The sequence below is a fragment of the Psychroserpens luteus genome (assembly GCF_015319355.1).
Taxonomy (GTDB): domain Bacteria; phylum Bacteroidota; class Bacteroidia; order Flavobacteriales; family Flavobacteriaceae; genus Psychroserpens; species Psychroserpens luteus.
The window spans coordinates 573,588-588,408 of sequence record NZ_JADILU010000001.1 but is presented as its reverse complement, the minus strand read 5'-3'; the positions used below and the strand labels follow the sequence as shown (position 1 = coordinate 588,408).

At 30.3% G+C, this 14,821-nt stretch carries 15 protein-coding genes; 5 read left to right on the top strand and 10 right to left on the bottom strand.

What is annotated here, in order from left to right; all coding sequences use genetic code 11:
- Positions 1-3 precede the first annotated feature (3 nt).
- Positions 4-636 (bottom strand): outer membrane beta-barrel protein, encoded by a 633-nt coding sequence (locus IM744_RS02620; protein WP_194506527.1) that lies wholly within the window; start codon positions 634-636, stop codon positions 4-6.
- Positions 637-741: 105 nt separating this feature from the next.
- Between IM744_RS02620 and IM744_RS02615 the strand changes: the two genes are divergently transcribed.
- The 4 genes from IM744_RS02615 to IM744_RS02600 all read left to right on the top strand — a co-directional run bounded on the left by IM744_RS02615 (position 742) and on the right by IM744_RS02600 (position 4,669).
- Complete coding sequence (locus IM744_RS02615; protein ID WP_194506526.1) at positions 742-1,719, top strand: lysylphosphatidylglycerol synthase domain-containing protein; 978 nt, start codon at positions 742-744, stop codon at positions 1,717-1,719.
- On the top strand, positions 1,716-2,837 hold the full coding sequence (locus IM744_RS02610) for a glycosyltransferase family 2 protein (RefSeq protein ID WP_194506525.1): 1,122 nt from the start codon (positions 1,716-1,718) through the stop codon (positions 2,835-2,837). Before IM744_RS02615 ends, IM744_RS02610 begins: the two co-directional genes overlap by 4 nt.
- A 59-nt stretch (positions 2,838-2,896) precedes the next feature.
- Entirely contained in the window at positions 2,897-3,769 is an 873-nt protein-coding gene (locus tag IM744_RS02605; RefSeq protein ID WP_194506524.1) for an outer membrane beta-barrel protein, read from the top strand.
- Positions 3,770-3,931: 162 nt separating this feature from the next.
- The gene (locus IM744_RS02600; RefSeq protein WP_194506523.1) at positions 3,932-4,669 is read left to right on the top strand and encodes a Bax inhibitor-1/YccA family protein; all 738 of its coding nucleotides are present in this window, start codon (positions 3,932-3,934) and stop codon (positions 4,667-4,669) included.
- A 105-nt stretch (positions 4,670-4,774) separates the two neighbouring features.
- Here the strand turns inward: IM744_RS02600 and IM744_RS02595 are convergent, their stop codons facing one another.
- From IM744_RS02595 to IM744_RS02575, 5 genes are all read right to left on the bottom strand, one after another.
- Positions 4,775-5,251, bottom strand: a complete 477-nt coding sequence (locus tag IM744_RS02595) for a hypothetical protein (RefSeq protein WP_194506522.1) — start codon at positions 5,249-5,251, stop codon at positions 4,775-4,777.
- An 84-nt stretch (positions 5,252-5,335) separates the two neighbouring features.
- On the bottom strand, positions 5,336-6,475 hold the full coding sequence (locus IM744_RS02590; protein ID WP_194506521.1) for a tetratricopeptide repeat protein: 1,140 nt from the start codon (positions 6,473-6,475) through the stop codon (positions 5,336-5,338).
- Complete coding sequence (locus tag IM744_RS02585) at positions 6,475-8,784, bottom strand: M56 family metallopeptidase (RefSeq protein ID WP_194506520.1); 2,310 nt, start codon at positions 8,782-8,784, stop codon at positions 6,475-6,477. Before IM744_RS02585 ends, IM744_RS02590 begins: the two co-directional genes overlap by 1 nt.
- A gap of 1 nt (position 8,785) precedes the next feature.
- Entirely contained in the window at positions 8,786-9,148 is a 363-nt protein-coding gene (locus IM744_RS02580; RefSeq protein ID WP_194506519.1) for a BlaI/MecI/CopY family transcriptional regulator, read from the bottom strand.
- Positions 9,149-9,179: 31 nt separating this feature from the next.
- Positions 9,180-10,034, bottom strand: coding sequence for a DUF4350 domain-containing protein (locus IM744_RS02575; RefSeq protein ID WP_194506518.1), 855 nt, complete (start codon positions 10,032-10,034; stop codon positions 9,180-9,182).
- A gap of 184 nt (positions 10,035-10,218) precedes the next feature.
- Between IM744_RS02575 and IM744_RS02570 the strand changes: the two genes are divergently transcribed.
- Positions 10,219-10,716 (top strand): DUF456 domain-containing protein, encoded by a 498-nt coding sequence (locus tag IM744_RS02570; protein ID WP_194506517.1) that lies wholly within the window; start codon positions 10,219-10,221, stop codon positions 10,714-10,716.
- 270 nt (positions 10,717-10,986) lie between these two features.
- Here the strand turns inward: IM744_RS02570 and IM744_RS02565 are convergent, their stop codons facing one another.
- From IM744_RS02565 to IM744_RS02550, 4 genes are all read right to left on the bottom strand, one after another.
- Positions 10,987-11,655 (bottom strand): response regulator, encoded by a 669-nt coding sequence (locus tag IM744_RS02565; RefSeq protein ID WP_194506516.1) that lies wholly within the window; start codon positions 11,653-11,655, stop codon positions 10,987-10,989.
- A 5-nt stretch (positions 11,656-11,660) separates the two neighbouring features.
- The gene (locus IM744_RS02560; RefSeq protein ID WP_194506515.1) at positions 11,661-13,589 is read right to left on the bottom strand and encodes an ATP-binding protein; all 1,929 of its coding nucleotides are present in this window, start codon (positions 13,587-13,589) and stop codon (positions 11,661-11,663) included.
- 232 nt (positions 13,590-13,821) lie between these two features.
- Entirely contained in the window at positions 13,822-13,992 is a 171-nt protein-coding gene (locus IM744_RS02555; protein ID WP_194506514.1) for a hypothetical protein, read from the bottom strand.
- A gap of 389 nt (positions 13,993-14,381) precedes the next feature.
- Positions 14,382-14,597, bottom strand: a complete 216-nt coding sequence (locus tag IM744_RS02550) for a hypothetical protein (RefSeq protein WP_194506513.1) — start codon at positions 14,595-14,597, stop codon at positions 14,382-14,384.
- Positions 14,598-14,821: the final 224 nt, after the last annotated feature.

Here is a 14,821-nt window from a genome sequence, read left to right as displayed (position 1 = left end):
TAATTAACAATATTTGCAACCGCTGAGTGAAAATGTAATTCCGAAGCTAATAGTCATAAGGTTTCCATTAAAAGACCCAAAGCCTTCTGTGATTGGATCAAAATCTCCGCCAAATCCAACGATATATGAAACATCTGTATATAAAGACATATATTCACTCATGGCATAATGTATTTCTAATCCAGCCATTAGATTTAAAAATGAGGTCTTATTATCTCCAAAACTACCTAAAGGTTTTACCATTGAAAAACCAGGTCCAGCATGACCTAGTAAACCAAGTCTTGGTGGTAAAAATGTAATTGATTCTGTTGGATCATATACAAATTGCGCATTGATTCTTGTGTAGTTTGTTTTAAAATCAATAGAATTATCACCACTTGAAAAACGATTAAATCCAAAATCTAATTTGGCTCCAAATTGACGTTTAAACATGTATTGAACACCTAGATTTACTGTTGGAAAATTGATGGATTTAGCTTGAAATCCGTCAACGAATCCAGATTGCGACGGACTATTAACACCTATTGCAATTTGCGCTTTGATTTCATTTGTAGCTTTTTGAGCAAAGCCAAATGAAAAACACATAAGGGCAAGTACTAAAATACTTGTTTTTTGAAGTCTATTATTTAAGGTCATATCAATTTAATGGTTTAATTTGTGCTTAACACCAAATAGACATTAAAATAAACTATATCATAAGTTTATTCTAAAATTCATTTGGTTTAACACATCGTTACTTTTATGAATTTTGGAGGTCTTCCTTACAAAACTAAACAATTCTTCTTTGTACTTATTAAATTAAGCATTGTTGTTGGTGCTTTTTATTTTATCTATAATAAATTAGCTAATAATCAAGATTTAGACTTTCATGATTTTTTTCAACATTTGAATAAAAATGGCGTTTTTTCACTCAAAAACATCAGTATTTTACTCCTTTTAACCATTTTTAATTGGTTTTTTGAAATTTTAAAATGGAAAACATTAGTCAGCTATATTACAACTATTTCTTTCAAAAATGCTTTAGAACAAAGTTTAGGCGCATTAACAGCTTCCCTTTTTACACCAAACCGAATTGGAGAATATGGAGCAAAAGCTATCTACTTTAAGTCAACCATGCGTAAAAAAGTAATGCTTCTTAATCTCATTAGTAATATGATGCAAATGACTATAACCGTTATTTTGGGAAGTATCGGTTTATATTTGATGCACTCAACGTATGATTTAAATGTTGACTATTTTAGAGTCTCTAGATTTTTACTCATAATAGTTGTCATAATTGGTTTTGCGCTCTTTGGTTTACAACAAAAAAGATTTAAGATAAAAGGATTTTCTTTAGATAAGTTAAAGTCATTTTTTAAAGATTTACCATTTGGCATTCAACTATCTGCTTTTGGAATATCTGCATTGCGCTATTTCATTTTCTCATTTCAATTTTATTTCTTACTACATATTTTTGGAGTTGAATTGACTTATTTAAATGCAATGATAGTGATTACTAGTATGTATTTGTTAGCATCCATAATTCCGTCAATCTTTATTTTTGATGTCGTGATAAAAGGTAGTATCGCAGTCTATTTATTTTATATAGTTGGTGTAGATGAGTTTACAATTCTTAGCATCATCATGATTATGTGGTTGCTTAATTTTGTGCTGCCAAGTATCTTTGGCAGTTATTATGTACTAAATTTTAATCTTCCTAAAACAGACAGCAATTTATGATTACCATCATTTTTATCATCACTATTTTATATCTGCTTTTAATTGGGAGCTTTGTGTATGGTTTTGATAAAGTCCCAGATTTTAAGTTAGAAGATATTCCTCCAAAAACTAAGTTTTCGGTTATCATTCCTTTTAGAAATGAAGCAGATAATCTTCCTCTTTTATTGGCATCTATTTCCAGATTGAATTACCCTAAAACGATGTTTGAAATCATTCTTGTAGATGATGGATCTGAGGATGATTCCGTAGAAAAAATAAAGAATTGCAATCTTAAAGGTTTTAATATTTCCGTAGTAAAAAATATTAGAGTTTCTAATTCTCCAAAAAAAGATGCGATTACTTTAGCTATCAATCAATCTAAATATAATTGGATTGTTACCACAGATGCAGACTGTAATCTCCCAAAATATTGGCTAGATACTTTTGATAATTATATCCAAAATCATAATCCTAAACTGTTGATTGCTCCAGTGACTTTAGAAACTGTTGACTCCTTTTTTAAACGGTTTCAACTTCTTGATATTTTGAGTTTACAAGGTGTAACTATTGGTGGTTTTGGGATTAACAAACCTTTTTTGTGCAATGGCGCAAACTTAGCTTATCACAAAGATGTATTCAATGAGGTTAATGGTTTTGAAGGCAATTTACATATGGCGAGTGGAGATGATATTTTTCTACTTGAGAAAGTAATTAAACTTGATAAAAACAGTGTTCATTATATCAAAAACGCAGCTATTGTTGTCACTACTAAACCAGAGTTGACTTTTAAAAATTTGAAGTCACAACGTGTTAGATGGGCTGCAAAAACTTCAAATTACAATAACGTTTTTAGTAAATTGACTGCAATAGCAGTTTTATTTATGAATGCACTTTTGGTATGTCTTCCGCTATTATATTTAGCACAAATTGTATCTCTAAAAACACTCGTTTACACCTATGCAATTAAATTTTTAATTGACTTTTTATTGATCTTTAAAACCGCTCGCTTTTTTGAACAAGGACACTTTTTATCATCTTACTTTTTGTCTTGCTTATTGTATCCGTTTTTTAGTATTTATGTTGCATTCATATCTGTTTTTACAGGCTATAAATGGAAAGACAGAACCTATAAAAAATAGAACAAGTACACTATCAATTATTTTTGTTAGATTTACGTAAATCCAAATCTTTAATTGTAATGAAAAAAATTGTTTGTTTATTTTGCTTGGTATTGAGTTTTGCTTTCTCAGAAGCACAAGAAACCTATACTGTTGATGGAGAAACTCTAGAGTTGAAAACCGAAGTTAATGGTAAGCTCGATCTACTTTGGAATATCATTGATGGAAAATATCGCTATTTCATAAAAACTGAAAACGAGACCATCATTGAATTAAAAAACACCAAAAAAGACGGTAAATTTCAGCAAGAATACAAAACCCTTTTAGACGAGTTGACCAATGAATCCATGTCAACCAAACGATTAAATCTTACGCTTTTTAGCCTCAAAGAATTTATTGACACTCATAATAGTAATTCAGATTCTAATTACCAAACAACTGCAGTTCGTAACAAATTACAATTTAGAATTGGTGTTTTTGGAGGTATCACAAATAGTCCTTTCATCACCAATCCTGATAATCTTACAACACCTCAGTTTGGTGGAGAATTAGAAGTTTTGGATGTCAACCAAATTTCTAGACATGCTGTTTTTTTACAAGCAAAACATGTCGTTGAACATGATGATTTGCAATATTCTACAACAGAATTAGCTTTAGGATATCGTTTTAGAGTCATAAATAAAGCGTCTTTTAGTCTCTACGGAAATGTAAAATTTGCAACCGTAAATTTCTCAAATGCAACTGTAGTTACTAACGTTGAGGATGTTATTACAACAGAAGAAATTAGCCAAACAGCTTTTGATGTTCCGTTTATTTTTGGCATTGGAGCAGATATTAGACTTACAGAAAACAGTTATATTACCTTAGCTTACAACGAACTATTTGCACTATTATTAGATAATCAAGGTAATTTTTCTCAAGATTTTGCTATTGGTTATAAGTTTAATTTGTAGAACTCATCTTGACTTTTTCTATTTCCTAAAAAATGATTAAAATTCACTCATATTTCATTTATTTTATTAGCCATAGCGATGCTATGACTTTCAAAAATAGCATTATCTTAGTAAATTTTAACACATTTTCGGTCAAACACAAAAATTTAAAATGAGTTCATAGTGAAATTATCAAATTACAAAACCAACAATCCTGTATTCTCAGTTTTTTTTTGGGAAGGCTCTAAAACCTCCTCAAAAAAAATGACGGTTACAGGTATTTTTATCAAATCATTAAGCTGTATTTTGGTAATAGTAGCAATTACTGCTTACCTCTGGAAACTTAACGAAGCTGGAACATCCATGAAATGGTTTACACTTGGAGGCATACTTGCATCTATAATTATTAGTGTTGTGATTTCTGTAAGACAACATTGGGCTCCATTTTTAGTACCATTGTATGCAATTGCAAAAGGGTTTTTCTTAGGTGGATTTTCGGCTTATGCACATAAAAATTTCCCAGAGTTACCATATCAAGCTATTGGTGTTACCATCATTACTTTTTTCGTGATGCTTCTCCTCTATCAAACTCGAATTATTGTGGTCACCAAAAAAATACGAAGCGTTATTATTACTGCTGCAGTTAGTATTTTTGTAGTGTATTTGATCTCTATGATTTTAGGTTTCTTCGGAATTGAAACTTACATATGGGGAACGTCATGGTTCGCCATTGTTTTTAATTGTATTGCTGCAATTGTAGCTTCTTTTTCTTTACTTCTAGACTTTGATCATATTGAACGTCAAAAAAACAGAGCTCCTAAATGGAAAGAGTGGCTCGCTACTTGGGGACTTTTAGCAACATTGATTTGGCTGTATGTTGAAATCTTACGATTGATGCAGAAATTTGCTATTAAATTTTGATTATTCTAATACTTACTCTTGGACTTAAACCCTCCTGATTCAGCTTTGCTGAATCTGTCATCCCTTCGAAAAGAAGTGAGGAGCTTAGCTTTGGCTTTTAATTTTCTACTCAATCTTTATAATTACAGGGAACACAAATTGTGTTTTCACCTCTTGACTTCTCTTAATTGCTGGGTAAATTTTAGGGAGTGAGTCTAAACTTTTCCGAAGTAAACTATCTAATTGCGGGATTTCTGTTTGTGTGACTTCATTGCTAACAATGTTATTAATCACAAATGTACCTTGACTATCAATAGTGATTTTAAGTTGCACTGTATCATTGATTTCTTCGGAAACGATAATCTCGTATTTTGCTAGCTTATCATTAAGAATTTGCCTCAATGTATTCTCAAAACACTTTTTTTTATTAGCGTTATCTAAATTTGAATTGCAAGATTCAAAAGTAGGATATTCATCAACATCATTCCAATTGAATGTTTTAAGTTCTTCATCTAGAATATCATTAGAATACACTTTTTTCTTCTCGATAAAATCGCAAGAGCAAAATGTCATTAATAATAAAAAAGCGATGATACGGTTCATAACAATTAAACTGAAACCGAAAAGTACAATTTTTGTAGTAATAAATACCTACAAGGTTTTAAAACCTTGCAGGATGTGCAGTCATTAGTCCTCAGCCTTTAAGAATTTCTCTTCTTTAAGTTCTGTAATTCGTTTTGAAGCAAATTTTGAATAGAAGGTATCTGGATATTTATCTCTAAAATCTTCATACAACTTGATCTTCGTATCAAGATCTGCATAATATTTATCTTTTGTAGATAAGATGTAAAACTCTGAGCTTATGTTTTCAGGGTTTTCTTTTAAGGATTTTTGAAATGCTTCTATGGCTTCTTTGTTTTTGTCTTGCCTATTTAAGACAGTACCTAATAATTGATATTCATAATCTAAAGGCACATCCTTTAGCGCTAATGACTGTCTAATATATTTTTCAGCATTTTTATAATCTTTGAGTCGGTTGTAATAACTACCAATTAACAACATGGCATCAGAACTGTACGGATTATACTTCAATACCAATTTTCGTTGCTCAATAGCCAATTCATAATCTGAAAACTCTGCATGAAGCGTACTCAATTTCTCATGTATAAACTCAGAGGATTCTCCCATGGCAATTAGTTTTTGAAACCATGCTCTTGCATTGTGGTAGTCGTCTTGGTAATAATAATTTTGCGCTTTCAGGCTAATGAGTTCTATATTGTTTTCATAGCTCTCTAATCCTTTATCTATATATCTGTGCGAGATTTCATGTTTCCGCTTAATTAAAAAATGTTTGGCTATTTTGAATATTGCTTTTTGATGGGTTTGATCCAAATCATAAGCAGACCTAAACCTATTTAATGCTGTAGAGTCATCTTCCATGCGCTCTAAAGCTAATCCCATTTCGTAATGATAATTAGGATTGCGATAATCAATATTCATCAACTTATTAAACACCTCTATTGATGCTTCAAAATTTTTCGTTTTTGACAACAATCTAGCATATTCGTATAATATGAGTCCGTTTTTGGGATCTGCTTCTGCAGCTAATTTATAAAACTCTAAAGCACTGTCATAATTACCAATCGCGACATAAGACCTTGCTATTTTAGCATAAACCTCATCTTGATTGATATGTGTTTTATAGACTTCAATCGCTTTACTATAATTCCCATTACTGTATAAACTATCTGCTTGATTTAAAACTGATGTCTGTGCTTCAGAATTAAAAATCGTTAAAACGCATAGGAGTACAAAAAGTGATCGCATTAATTTTTCTTGTTTTCTTTAGACTCTCCATGTATTTGAAATATTATAGGCAATGAGTAATTAACGATTACTGGTTGACCATTCATTTCTCCTGGAGTAAATTGTGGTAAACTATTAATTACACGTTTTGCTTCATCTTCTAAATCTGGATGTGGTGCTCTTGCTTTGACTTCAATAACCTTTCCTTCTTTATCAACTTTAAAAATAACGTTAATACGTTGCTTACCCTCTAAACCAAGTTTTGAGGCTAAATTTAGATTGAAATTTCTATTTACATATTTAGAAACGAAGTCACTAAAACATTTTTTGGACTCTTCCTCTGTGGTTTGGCTCTCACAATTTTCTGAAACTGGAGCTTTATCCAAAGCCAAGAAAGGCACTTCTTCAGTATTTTTAAACTTTTCTTTAAGTTCTTTGATGTGATCAACCTCTTTTATTTCTAAACTTTCTTGCTGTAATGAATCCCCTTTAATTTGAAAAACAATAGGCAAGCTATAAGGTACAGTAACTGCTACCCCTTTTTGTTTTCCTGGTATTAATTGAGGTAAGGTTTTAATAACGCGTTTAGCTTCTTCTTCTAAAGCTGGATGTGGCGCTCTAGATTTAACATCAACAATATGACCTTCTTTGTCAATTTTAAAAATGACGTTGATGCGTTGACGACCAACTAAACCTAAACTATCTGCTAGTTTGGTGTTGAAATATCTGTTTACATGTTTTGAGATGTGATTACTCATGCACGCTTTTCGTTCTTCGTTGGTTTCCAACGTTTCGCAAAATGTGAATGTTGGTGTTTCTTCGATTATTGAAAATGGGACTTCTACGGTTTCTTCTATTTCTATGATTTCAATGTCATCTTTAGTGTTGAATTTGAAAGTATCTTTCTCTTTTCCGAAGTCATATATATTAGAATGGTTATAATCCGAAACTATGAGCTTGTAATAATTCTTATCAGTTTTTAATTGCTTTAAATGAGTCTCTTGCTTTTTCTTTTCTTCGGAAGTTAGATTATTGATATCTCCTACTAATAATCTAAGTTCTCCATCAATACCTTTATTTTCCCATTGGGATTTAGCTTCACTGGTTTTTTTCCATTCGACATATTCTTCGAAACTCCTGCTTTTTTTACTAGACATTTTTTCGGCTCTTTCTAAATCATCATCAGTTAAGGTGCCATCTGCAGATTTACTTTTAATCGATTTATTTGTCATGAAATTTACAAACTCACCTAACTTATAGTAATCCCTTTTAGATTGAATATATTTTTCTTTATTTGGCATAACATGTTCCATCATCTCCTCTATGCTTGCTCCATTCTTATCCATTTCTACTATTTCATTGTATAATTGTTTCTTCAACTCCTCATCTGTTAACTCCTGATTGTCTAGATTTCCAATTTCCGAAGAAGAACTAATAACTTTTTCCTGCGCATAAGAAGATGTATAAATAAGCATGGTAAACACCAACGGTAATAATAATGCATACTTGACCAAATTGATTTGACGTGATTTTGATTTACTTAACATAACGATTCGTTTTTTGATTAATGACTGTTTAAAAAATGGATTGACAAATGAGAATTGCTGTGTATCAAAAACTTGGGTTAGTAGATTATCATAGTAATCTGCCTTATTTTGACCTTTTACAGCCTTAGCATCTGCTAAGTATTCATGAAGTGTTGCGATTCTATTTTGATAGATATAAACTAATGGGTTAAACCAAAACACAATACGTAGCAATTCAAAAAACAGTAAATCTAAAGAGTGTTTTTGTTTGATGTGTATCATTTCATGCTCTAAAATAGACGAGCTTTCTTTTGGAGACAATCTGTTACCCAAGAAAATATAATTAAAAAACGAAAAGGCTTTTGTGCTATTTAGTAAACAGATAATCAAAACATTACCACTCCAACGTTTTGGATTATTAGACACTAACAAGAATAGTTTTATGATTTTATAGACTAAAATTAATGTGGCAATACACATTCCAGAAATTAGTATAATATTCCATATTGAAACTGGTTCTGGCTCTAAATTAATGCCTGCTTCCATTGCAATTATAGGATCTATTGTACTTGTTGCTTTCGTAGATTCTCCAATAAGAACTTCAGGTAAACTAATCACGAAATCTTTAGAAACAACTTCTTTTATGCGTTCTATTTTAATAAAAGGAATTATTAATGATAAGACAGATGTGCTCAACAAATAGATACGATTGAGGTTGAAAAACGTTTCCTTTCGAAGAAAAATATCATAGATAATTAAAAACAGTAATTGAAACGCACCGACTTGTAAAATATAGTGTAACATGTTATTGGTTTGTTTTATTAATATCCTTTAAAATGGCTTCCATATCTTTTAAATCGACATCATTTTTCTTCACAAAAAACGATACCATACTTTTAAAAGAGCCTTGAAAATAATTATCAACCAAATTATTTATGGATTGATTGCTATAGTCTTGCTTTTTAAGTAACGGGAAATAGATGTGTCCCTTTCCTTGTTTTTCATAATCCACAAATCCTTTATTCTCAAGGATTCTAACAATTGTAGACACTGTATTGTAAGCAGGTTTTGGTTCTGGAAGTTGATTGATAACATCCTTAACGTTGGCTTTTTCTAACTGCCAAAGGACTTGCATTATTTCTTCTTCTGCTTTTGTTAATTGCTTCATATGTATCAGTGTTCAGTGTTTTGTGTTCCGTTTATTTAGTACTTAGCCAGCGCATTAAGTTTCTAATAAAATCTACGTTATTTGGAGCTGTTTCAGAATTAAATCCAACATGAAACGTTCCATTTTCATTAGTTATAGTTTGCGCTGTAAATTGCGCTGCTTCACCAAAAACAGCTAGTTTACCTTTACCAAAATCCAGGATTGCGCCTTGGTAGCTATCTTCTAAATCTTTACTTGGTGTGTTTTCATCAAATTGCCATGCGATTTCAGGTTGTAGACATTCATCACCTTTTTTAAATTTTAAAATCCCAATAGCTTTCTCAGGAATTTGAAAAGATGAACCCATAAATGTGGTCACACTTTTTATGGATTTACCGTAAGTACCATCTGTTATTTTAGAAACTAATAACCTATTATTTTCTTCGGAAAACAAATCTGATTCGCCTTCAGGTTTTGATAATTGAGCAAACCCATCGCAAAAATCAAATCCGAAAGCATTGGCTAACGTATTCGTTGCTCCCGAAAAAGGCATATGGTCTGCAATGATTAGCAAACGACCTCCTGCTTCTACCCATTTTTTGAGAATCTGAATATCTTCCGAAGAAAAAGCATCATGAATAGGTTGTTCCCAATTCCTTATATTATTAGAATGGATAGCATTTGAAATGACTAATACATCTTTCGTTTTTAGTAAATCGTAATTTTCTAACGAATAAACTTTATATCCATCACGTTCTAAAAGAGTGCTAAAAGGTTTAAAACGACCCTCTTTAGTATGAAAATTATTATGAATTTCATCGATATAGATTGTTGGTCCTTTTTGAATTTTATAATAAGGATCTACAATTATAGGTACTAATGTTGTATCTACTACTTGCTGTGACATTACAATGAATGAACAACACAACATGCAACTGGATATAATGAGTTTAAACCTATTTAATACCATTAAAACTTATTTTTAGATTTTCAAATATAACTAAAAGATTAGTTCAAACTAATTATTTAGTTGTAAAATGTAACAATTTTAATATGTTGACGTCTTACTAATAGAATATTAAATACTTACAATGGACATTTTTTTAGTCATTTTGGCTACTTTTTTTATGATTTTAGGAATCATAGGTAGCTTTCTCCCTGTTTTACCAGGACCTTTAACCAGTTGGATTGGTTTACTCATCTTTCATTTAGCAGATGTAGTACCAATGAATTGGACATTTTTAATAATCACCTTTATTATTGCATTAGGTATTTGGATCTTAGACTACATCATTCCTGCCATGGGAACTAAACGTTTTGGAGGAACAAAAGCTGGTATGATTGGTACATCTATTGGCTTAATTGTTGGTTTGATAGCACCAATACCTGGAGGCATTATTATTGGACCATTCTTTGGAGCATTAATTGGAGAACTTTTAAATAAAGCAGAATTTAATAAAGCTCTTAAAGCTGCATTTGGATCATTTCTAGGTTTTATAGCCTCTACTTTTATTAAATTCATGGTCGCTGTAATCTTTTTAGGCTTCTTTATTGTGAAGTTTTTTGACTACAAGAACGTTCTTTTTTAATAAAGTTAAATAAAATCGAAATTAATGCTATAAAAAAAACCTAACACTTGTTGAGATGTGTTAGGTTAGTTTTCTTTGCTATTAATTCAACAAATTACTTAGAGGGATTAAAAAATAATCTTTGTTGACTTACTCAAAGGTATCTTATATAAACAACTTTTTGTTACGGAAAAACCGTAAACTTGATGCGGAAAAACCGTAGTTTTTAGAAATAACAGTAGTTTCAAGAGCACAATAAAATTGTAAAAATGAAAACTTTAACAGTTTTTCTTAGAGAAAACCTTTTTTTCTAGCCTCATTAATTAGAGTTTCATCTTTTCCGTCGTTAATTGAGAATAAATTTTTGAGTTGTTTTTTACGTTTTTCAATCGCACTCATTGATAAATCAATATACTCTGTTAAGCTTCTTGTTTTTATCCCTTGAGATAATAAATGAAGAATCTTGCGATTAATTTCATCTACATAGATTTCATTAATAACAGATTTATTTAAAAAATTACTAACAGTACTACTATAATATGGCGGATCTATTAAAATATGATGAAAAGCCTCTGCCAATTCACTTGACGTTAAATCACTTTTAATTAAAAACCCATCTGGATTTATCTCTTTTACAATATTATGAATGCGATAAGATTCATTAAACATTGTTAAAATAATCACTTTAGCATTTGGCATTATATCACGTGAGATCTTTGCTAAGTCTTCACCAGACATGATTTTACCATCTGCAGAAGGTGGTAAACTAATATCGAAAAAGCATACATCATAAGGACGCTCATTCGCAGCTTTTTGCATTAGTATATTGGCAGCATCGCATGTATTAGCAGTATCAATGACCAACGTTTGATCATCTTTTTTGGTTGCCATTAATGTATTTTGATACCCTTCAATAATGATTGGATGATCATCAACCATTAGAATGTGAATTTGTTGCATTGTGTCTAATTTTTGTAAGGTATTGTAATATTTACCTCAGTCCCTTTATTTAATATAGAGTGAAATTGCACTTTCCCTTCAACTTCTTCCACTCTAGAATTTATATTTTTGATTCCAATTCCCTTTTTACTTTTATTGATATCAAAACCATCACCATCATCAATTATTGATAAGCAAATTACATTATTTTTTAGTTCAAAACTAATTTTAACAGCCTTAGCATTGGCATGTTTATATATATTTTGAAGTGATTCTTGTATAATTCTGTAGATGTTGATTTTAGTTTTATTAGGCAATGTTTCCCAATTGATATCATCTGTAAAATTAAAGGTAGATTCTAATTGGTAAGCGTTAGTTTGTTTCTCTATCAACTCACTCACAATATCCATAAATCCAGAACCAGAGACAAAATCTGTATTTAAATCATGAGAAACTTTACGAATATCATCCTCTATAATTTTAAGTTCACTTATATAATTAGCTCGTTTATTAATGGCTTCTTTTCCTTCGGAAAAATTAAAACTATCTAAACTGAGCCTTGTCCCAAATAATCGTCCTAAAATACCATCGTGAAGCTCTTTTGAAATCCGAATTTTCTCGTTAGCTCTAGCCTCATCAACCTTATCCTGTTGTGACAACATAAGATTGTAAATTTCTTCATTTGCTTTTTGCTGGTCTTTTTCAAACTTAAGCTCTTTATTTTTTGCACGTTGCGTGATGATGATGTAAAGTAAAAAAAGCGTTAACAATAAACCTGCAGAAGTGATAAGTAACCACATACGCTGCTGTGACATTTTTTCATTTTCTTCTTCTACTTTATCAGTTTCAAATTCTATTCTAGCAAATTTATTTCTAACCTTGCGCTCCACTTTAAGTAAACTGTCACTTAATTTTATGTGGCTTTCTAAATAAGTTCTACTCTCTTCCCCTTTTGTAAGTTGAGATAAAATAATCATTGATTCTAAGTACAAATCGTTTATTGGAATCTCTTTTGAAATATTATAACTGTCTTCTGCATATTTTCTAGAAAGCTCAATTTGATCATTTGCTTTGTAAAATTTTGCTAAATCAATAGATGAAGCAAGAATAGAGTATTGATCTTGTAAGCTATTAGAAATTTTAAGCGCTCGCTTAAACTCACTTTCCAATTCATCATAGTCATAATCCCCTGTCATGAATTTAGTGAACGTCTTATTTACAATGATGAGAGCATAAAATGAAGGGTCCTCTTCAAGGATTTCAGACTCTTCTAGTATCGTATCATAAATCTCTAAAGTCTTATTTAAATCTCCTTTTGAACGATAAGTAATTGCTAAATTATTATTAGACTGAAGTCTTAAGTCATCTCTATTTTTTAATTCTTCTGTTAAAGCCAGTGCATGCTCGTGATATTCTAAAGACTTTTCATAATTCTCAAGTTTCAATGACACTATACCTAAAAGGTTTAGAATTATATATTGATCTTCATAGAGAGATATCCCTTGATTCTCATTAATCGTCTGTATCAATTTTAAAACTTCAATAGCATTCTGCTCACTACCCAAATAATCTTTTTCATCATCTTGGATGGTTGCAATAGTAGTAAGAGTACTTATCTTCTCTTTTAAATTACCTAAAGCAGTATGATATTTAAGTGCATTTAAATGATATTCATAGCTCTTAATATTATCACCTCCAACAGCATAATAATACCAACCTAAATTACTCTGTGATGCTGCTATAGCATTTGAATCATTTAATTTTAAAGCTAATTCTAAGTTATCATGACTTGCTGAACCAAAAGTCTCATAATCTCCAGAAATAAGGTACAAATAAGATAAGTTGCGATTACTATTTAGTATGGTAGAATCATTATCTGTCTTGATAGATAATTTACTTGCTTCAATGGCAAAAGAAAGCCTCTCATCAATGGGTAAAGTTTTATCTTTAGACATTTTTCTTAAATTGAAAATACTATCCAAAGTAGGGTTTTGTCCATGTGCATTATTAACTAATAACACAAAAAATAAAATCAAAAAGTATTTCAATATGTATTTCAAAAGGATTATTTCATTATAGTCTCAAAGTTAAAATTTTTTATTGATTTAATACGAGTCATACCTCTCCAATAAAAAAGCCCATACTTAACAATATAAGTATGGGCTTTATTTTTAAACTAAAGAGTTTTTAACCGTTAGTTGGTAATTTCACTCCTTTTTTAGTATGCGCTAACAAATCTGTTTTGTTATAAGTGTTTACTGTTGGTTCATTAGAATCTGCAACAACATCGCTGCTTTGTCCAGATACTGTCAATAATAATACAGCTAATAGTAGTAGAGTAATTTTAAGGGTCTTCATTTTAATTTAATTTTAGGGATTATTTATTCAATTTTAGTTATGTTAATTATTAAAAACACCAGTTCAAGGGATGAATGGATCATTAACTTTAAGGCATAAAAATGCCATAAAAATTGAGGGAATTTTAAATGTCAAAACAACATTTAAAACCTAAAATGGATTAAAAAAAGATTTCTTAATAAGTGAATTTAGGGGCTTATTAAGAGATGCAAACATACTACTATTTTGGAGAAAACCAAAAAATATCCGATAAAACGAATGATTACATCGATTAAATACAGTTTTTAGAGGCGGTATTGTTAACTACTTGTTGATAAGTTTTTTGACTAGAAATAATAAAAAAGCTCTTGTGAATTCACAAGAGCTTTTTTAAAAATCACAAAAACAGTTTAACCGTGAGTTTCTAACTTCAATTTCTTTTTGTCCATGGCTAAACCATGAGTATGCAATTTCAATTTCTTTTTTTTGTCTACAGCTAATAAAAGTTGTATATCAAGCTGTTTAAAAGTAGGTTTATTAGTATCGACAACAGCATTGCTATTTTGTCCAGGTACTGTCAATAATAATACAGCTAATACTGGTAAAGTAATTTTTAAAATCTTCATGCTAATAAATTTTAGATGTTTAATATGAACCTTAAATATATTACTATTTTAGAAAAAACAATCACAGTGATAGTAAAATAAATTATTATACTATTTTAAGTAATTTATTTACAAATGGAATTATTGAGTGAAAATTGATAATTTGAATAACACTCAAAATTGTCTCAAAACAAAAATCATCTTGATTTCCTTATCTAAAAAAGAAAAGATTATCACTATCATAA

Excerpts from the sequence above, each read along its gene's own strand:
- IM744_RS02620 (WP_194506527.1), bottom strand. The coding sequence starts at position 636 with ATGACCTTAAATAATAGACTTCAAAAAACAAGTATTTTAGTACTTGCC.
- IM744_RS02615 (WP_194506526.1), top strand. The coding sequence starts at position 742 with ATGAATTTTGGAGGTCTTCCTTACAAAACTAAACAATTCTTCTTTGTA.
- IM744_RS02610 (WP_194506525.1), top strand. The coding sequence starts at position 1,716 with ATGATTACCATCATTTTTATCATCACTATTTTATATCTGCTTTTAATT.
- IM744_RS02605 (WP_194506524.1), top strand. The coding sequence starts at position 2,897 with ATGAAAAAAATTGTTTGTTTATTTTGCTTGGTATTGAGTTTTGCTTTC.
- IM744_RS02595 (WP_194506522.1), bottom strand. The coding sequence starts at position 5,251 with ATGAACCGTATCATCGCTTTTTTATTATTAATGACATTTTGCTCTTGC.
- IM744_RS02590 (WP_194506521.1), bottom strand. The coding sequence starts at position 6,475 with ATGCGATCACTTTTTGTACTCCTATGCGTTTTAACGATTTTTAATTCT.
- IM744_RS02585 (WP_194506520.1), bottom strand. The coding sequence starts at position 8,784 with ATGTTACACTATATTTTACAAGTCGGTGCGTTTCAATTACTGTTTTTA.
- IM744_RS02580 (WP_194506519.1), bottom strand. The coding sequence starts at position 9,148 with ATGAAGCAATTAACAAAAGCAGAAGAAGAAATAATGCAAGTCCTTTGG.
- IM744_RS02575 (WP_194506518.1), bottom strand. The coding sequence starts at position 10,034 with ATGTCACAGCAAGTAGTAGATACAACATTAGTACCTATAATTGTAGAT.
- IM744_RS02570 (WP_194506517.1), top strand. The coding sequence starts at position 10,219 with ATGGACATTTTTTTAGTCATTTTGGCTACTTTTTTTATGATTTTAGGA.
- IM744_RS02565 (WP_194506516.1), bottom strand. The coding sequence starts at position 11,655 with ATGCAACAAATTCACATTCTAATGGTTGATGATCATCCAATCATTATT.
- IM744_RS02560 (WP_194506515.1), bottom strand. The coding sequence starts at position 13,589 with ATGTCTAAAGATAAAACTTTACCCATTGATGAGAGGCTTTCTTTTGCC.
- IM744_RS02555 (WP_194506514.1), bottom strand. The coding sequence starts at position 13,992 with ATGAAGACCCTTAAAATTACTCTACTACTATTAGCTGTATTATTATTG.
- IM744_RS02550 (WP_194506513.1), bottom strand. The coding sequence starts at position 14,597 with ATGAAGATTTTAAAAATTACTTTACCAGTATTAGCTGTATTATTATTG.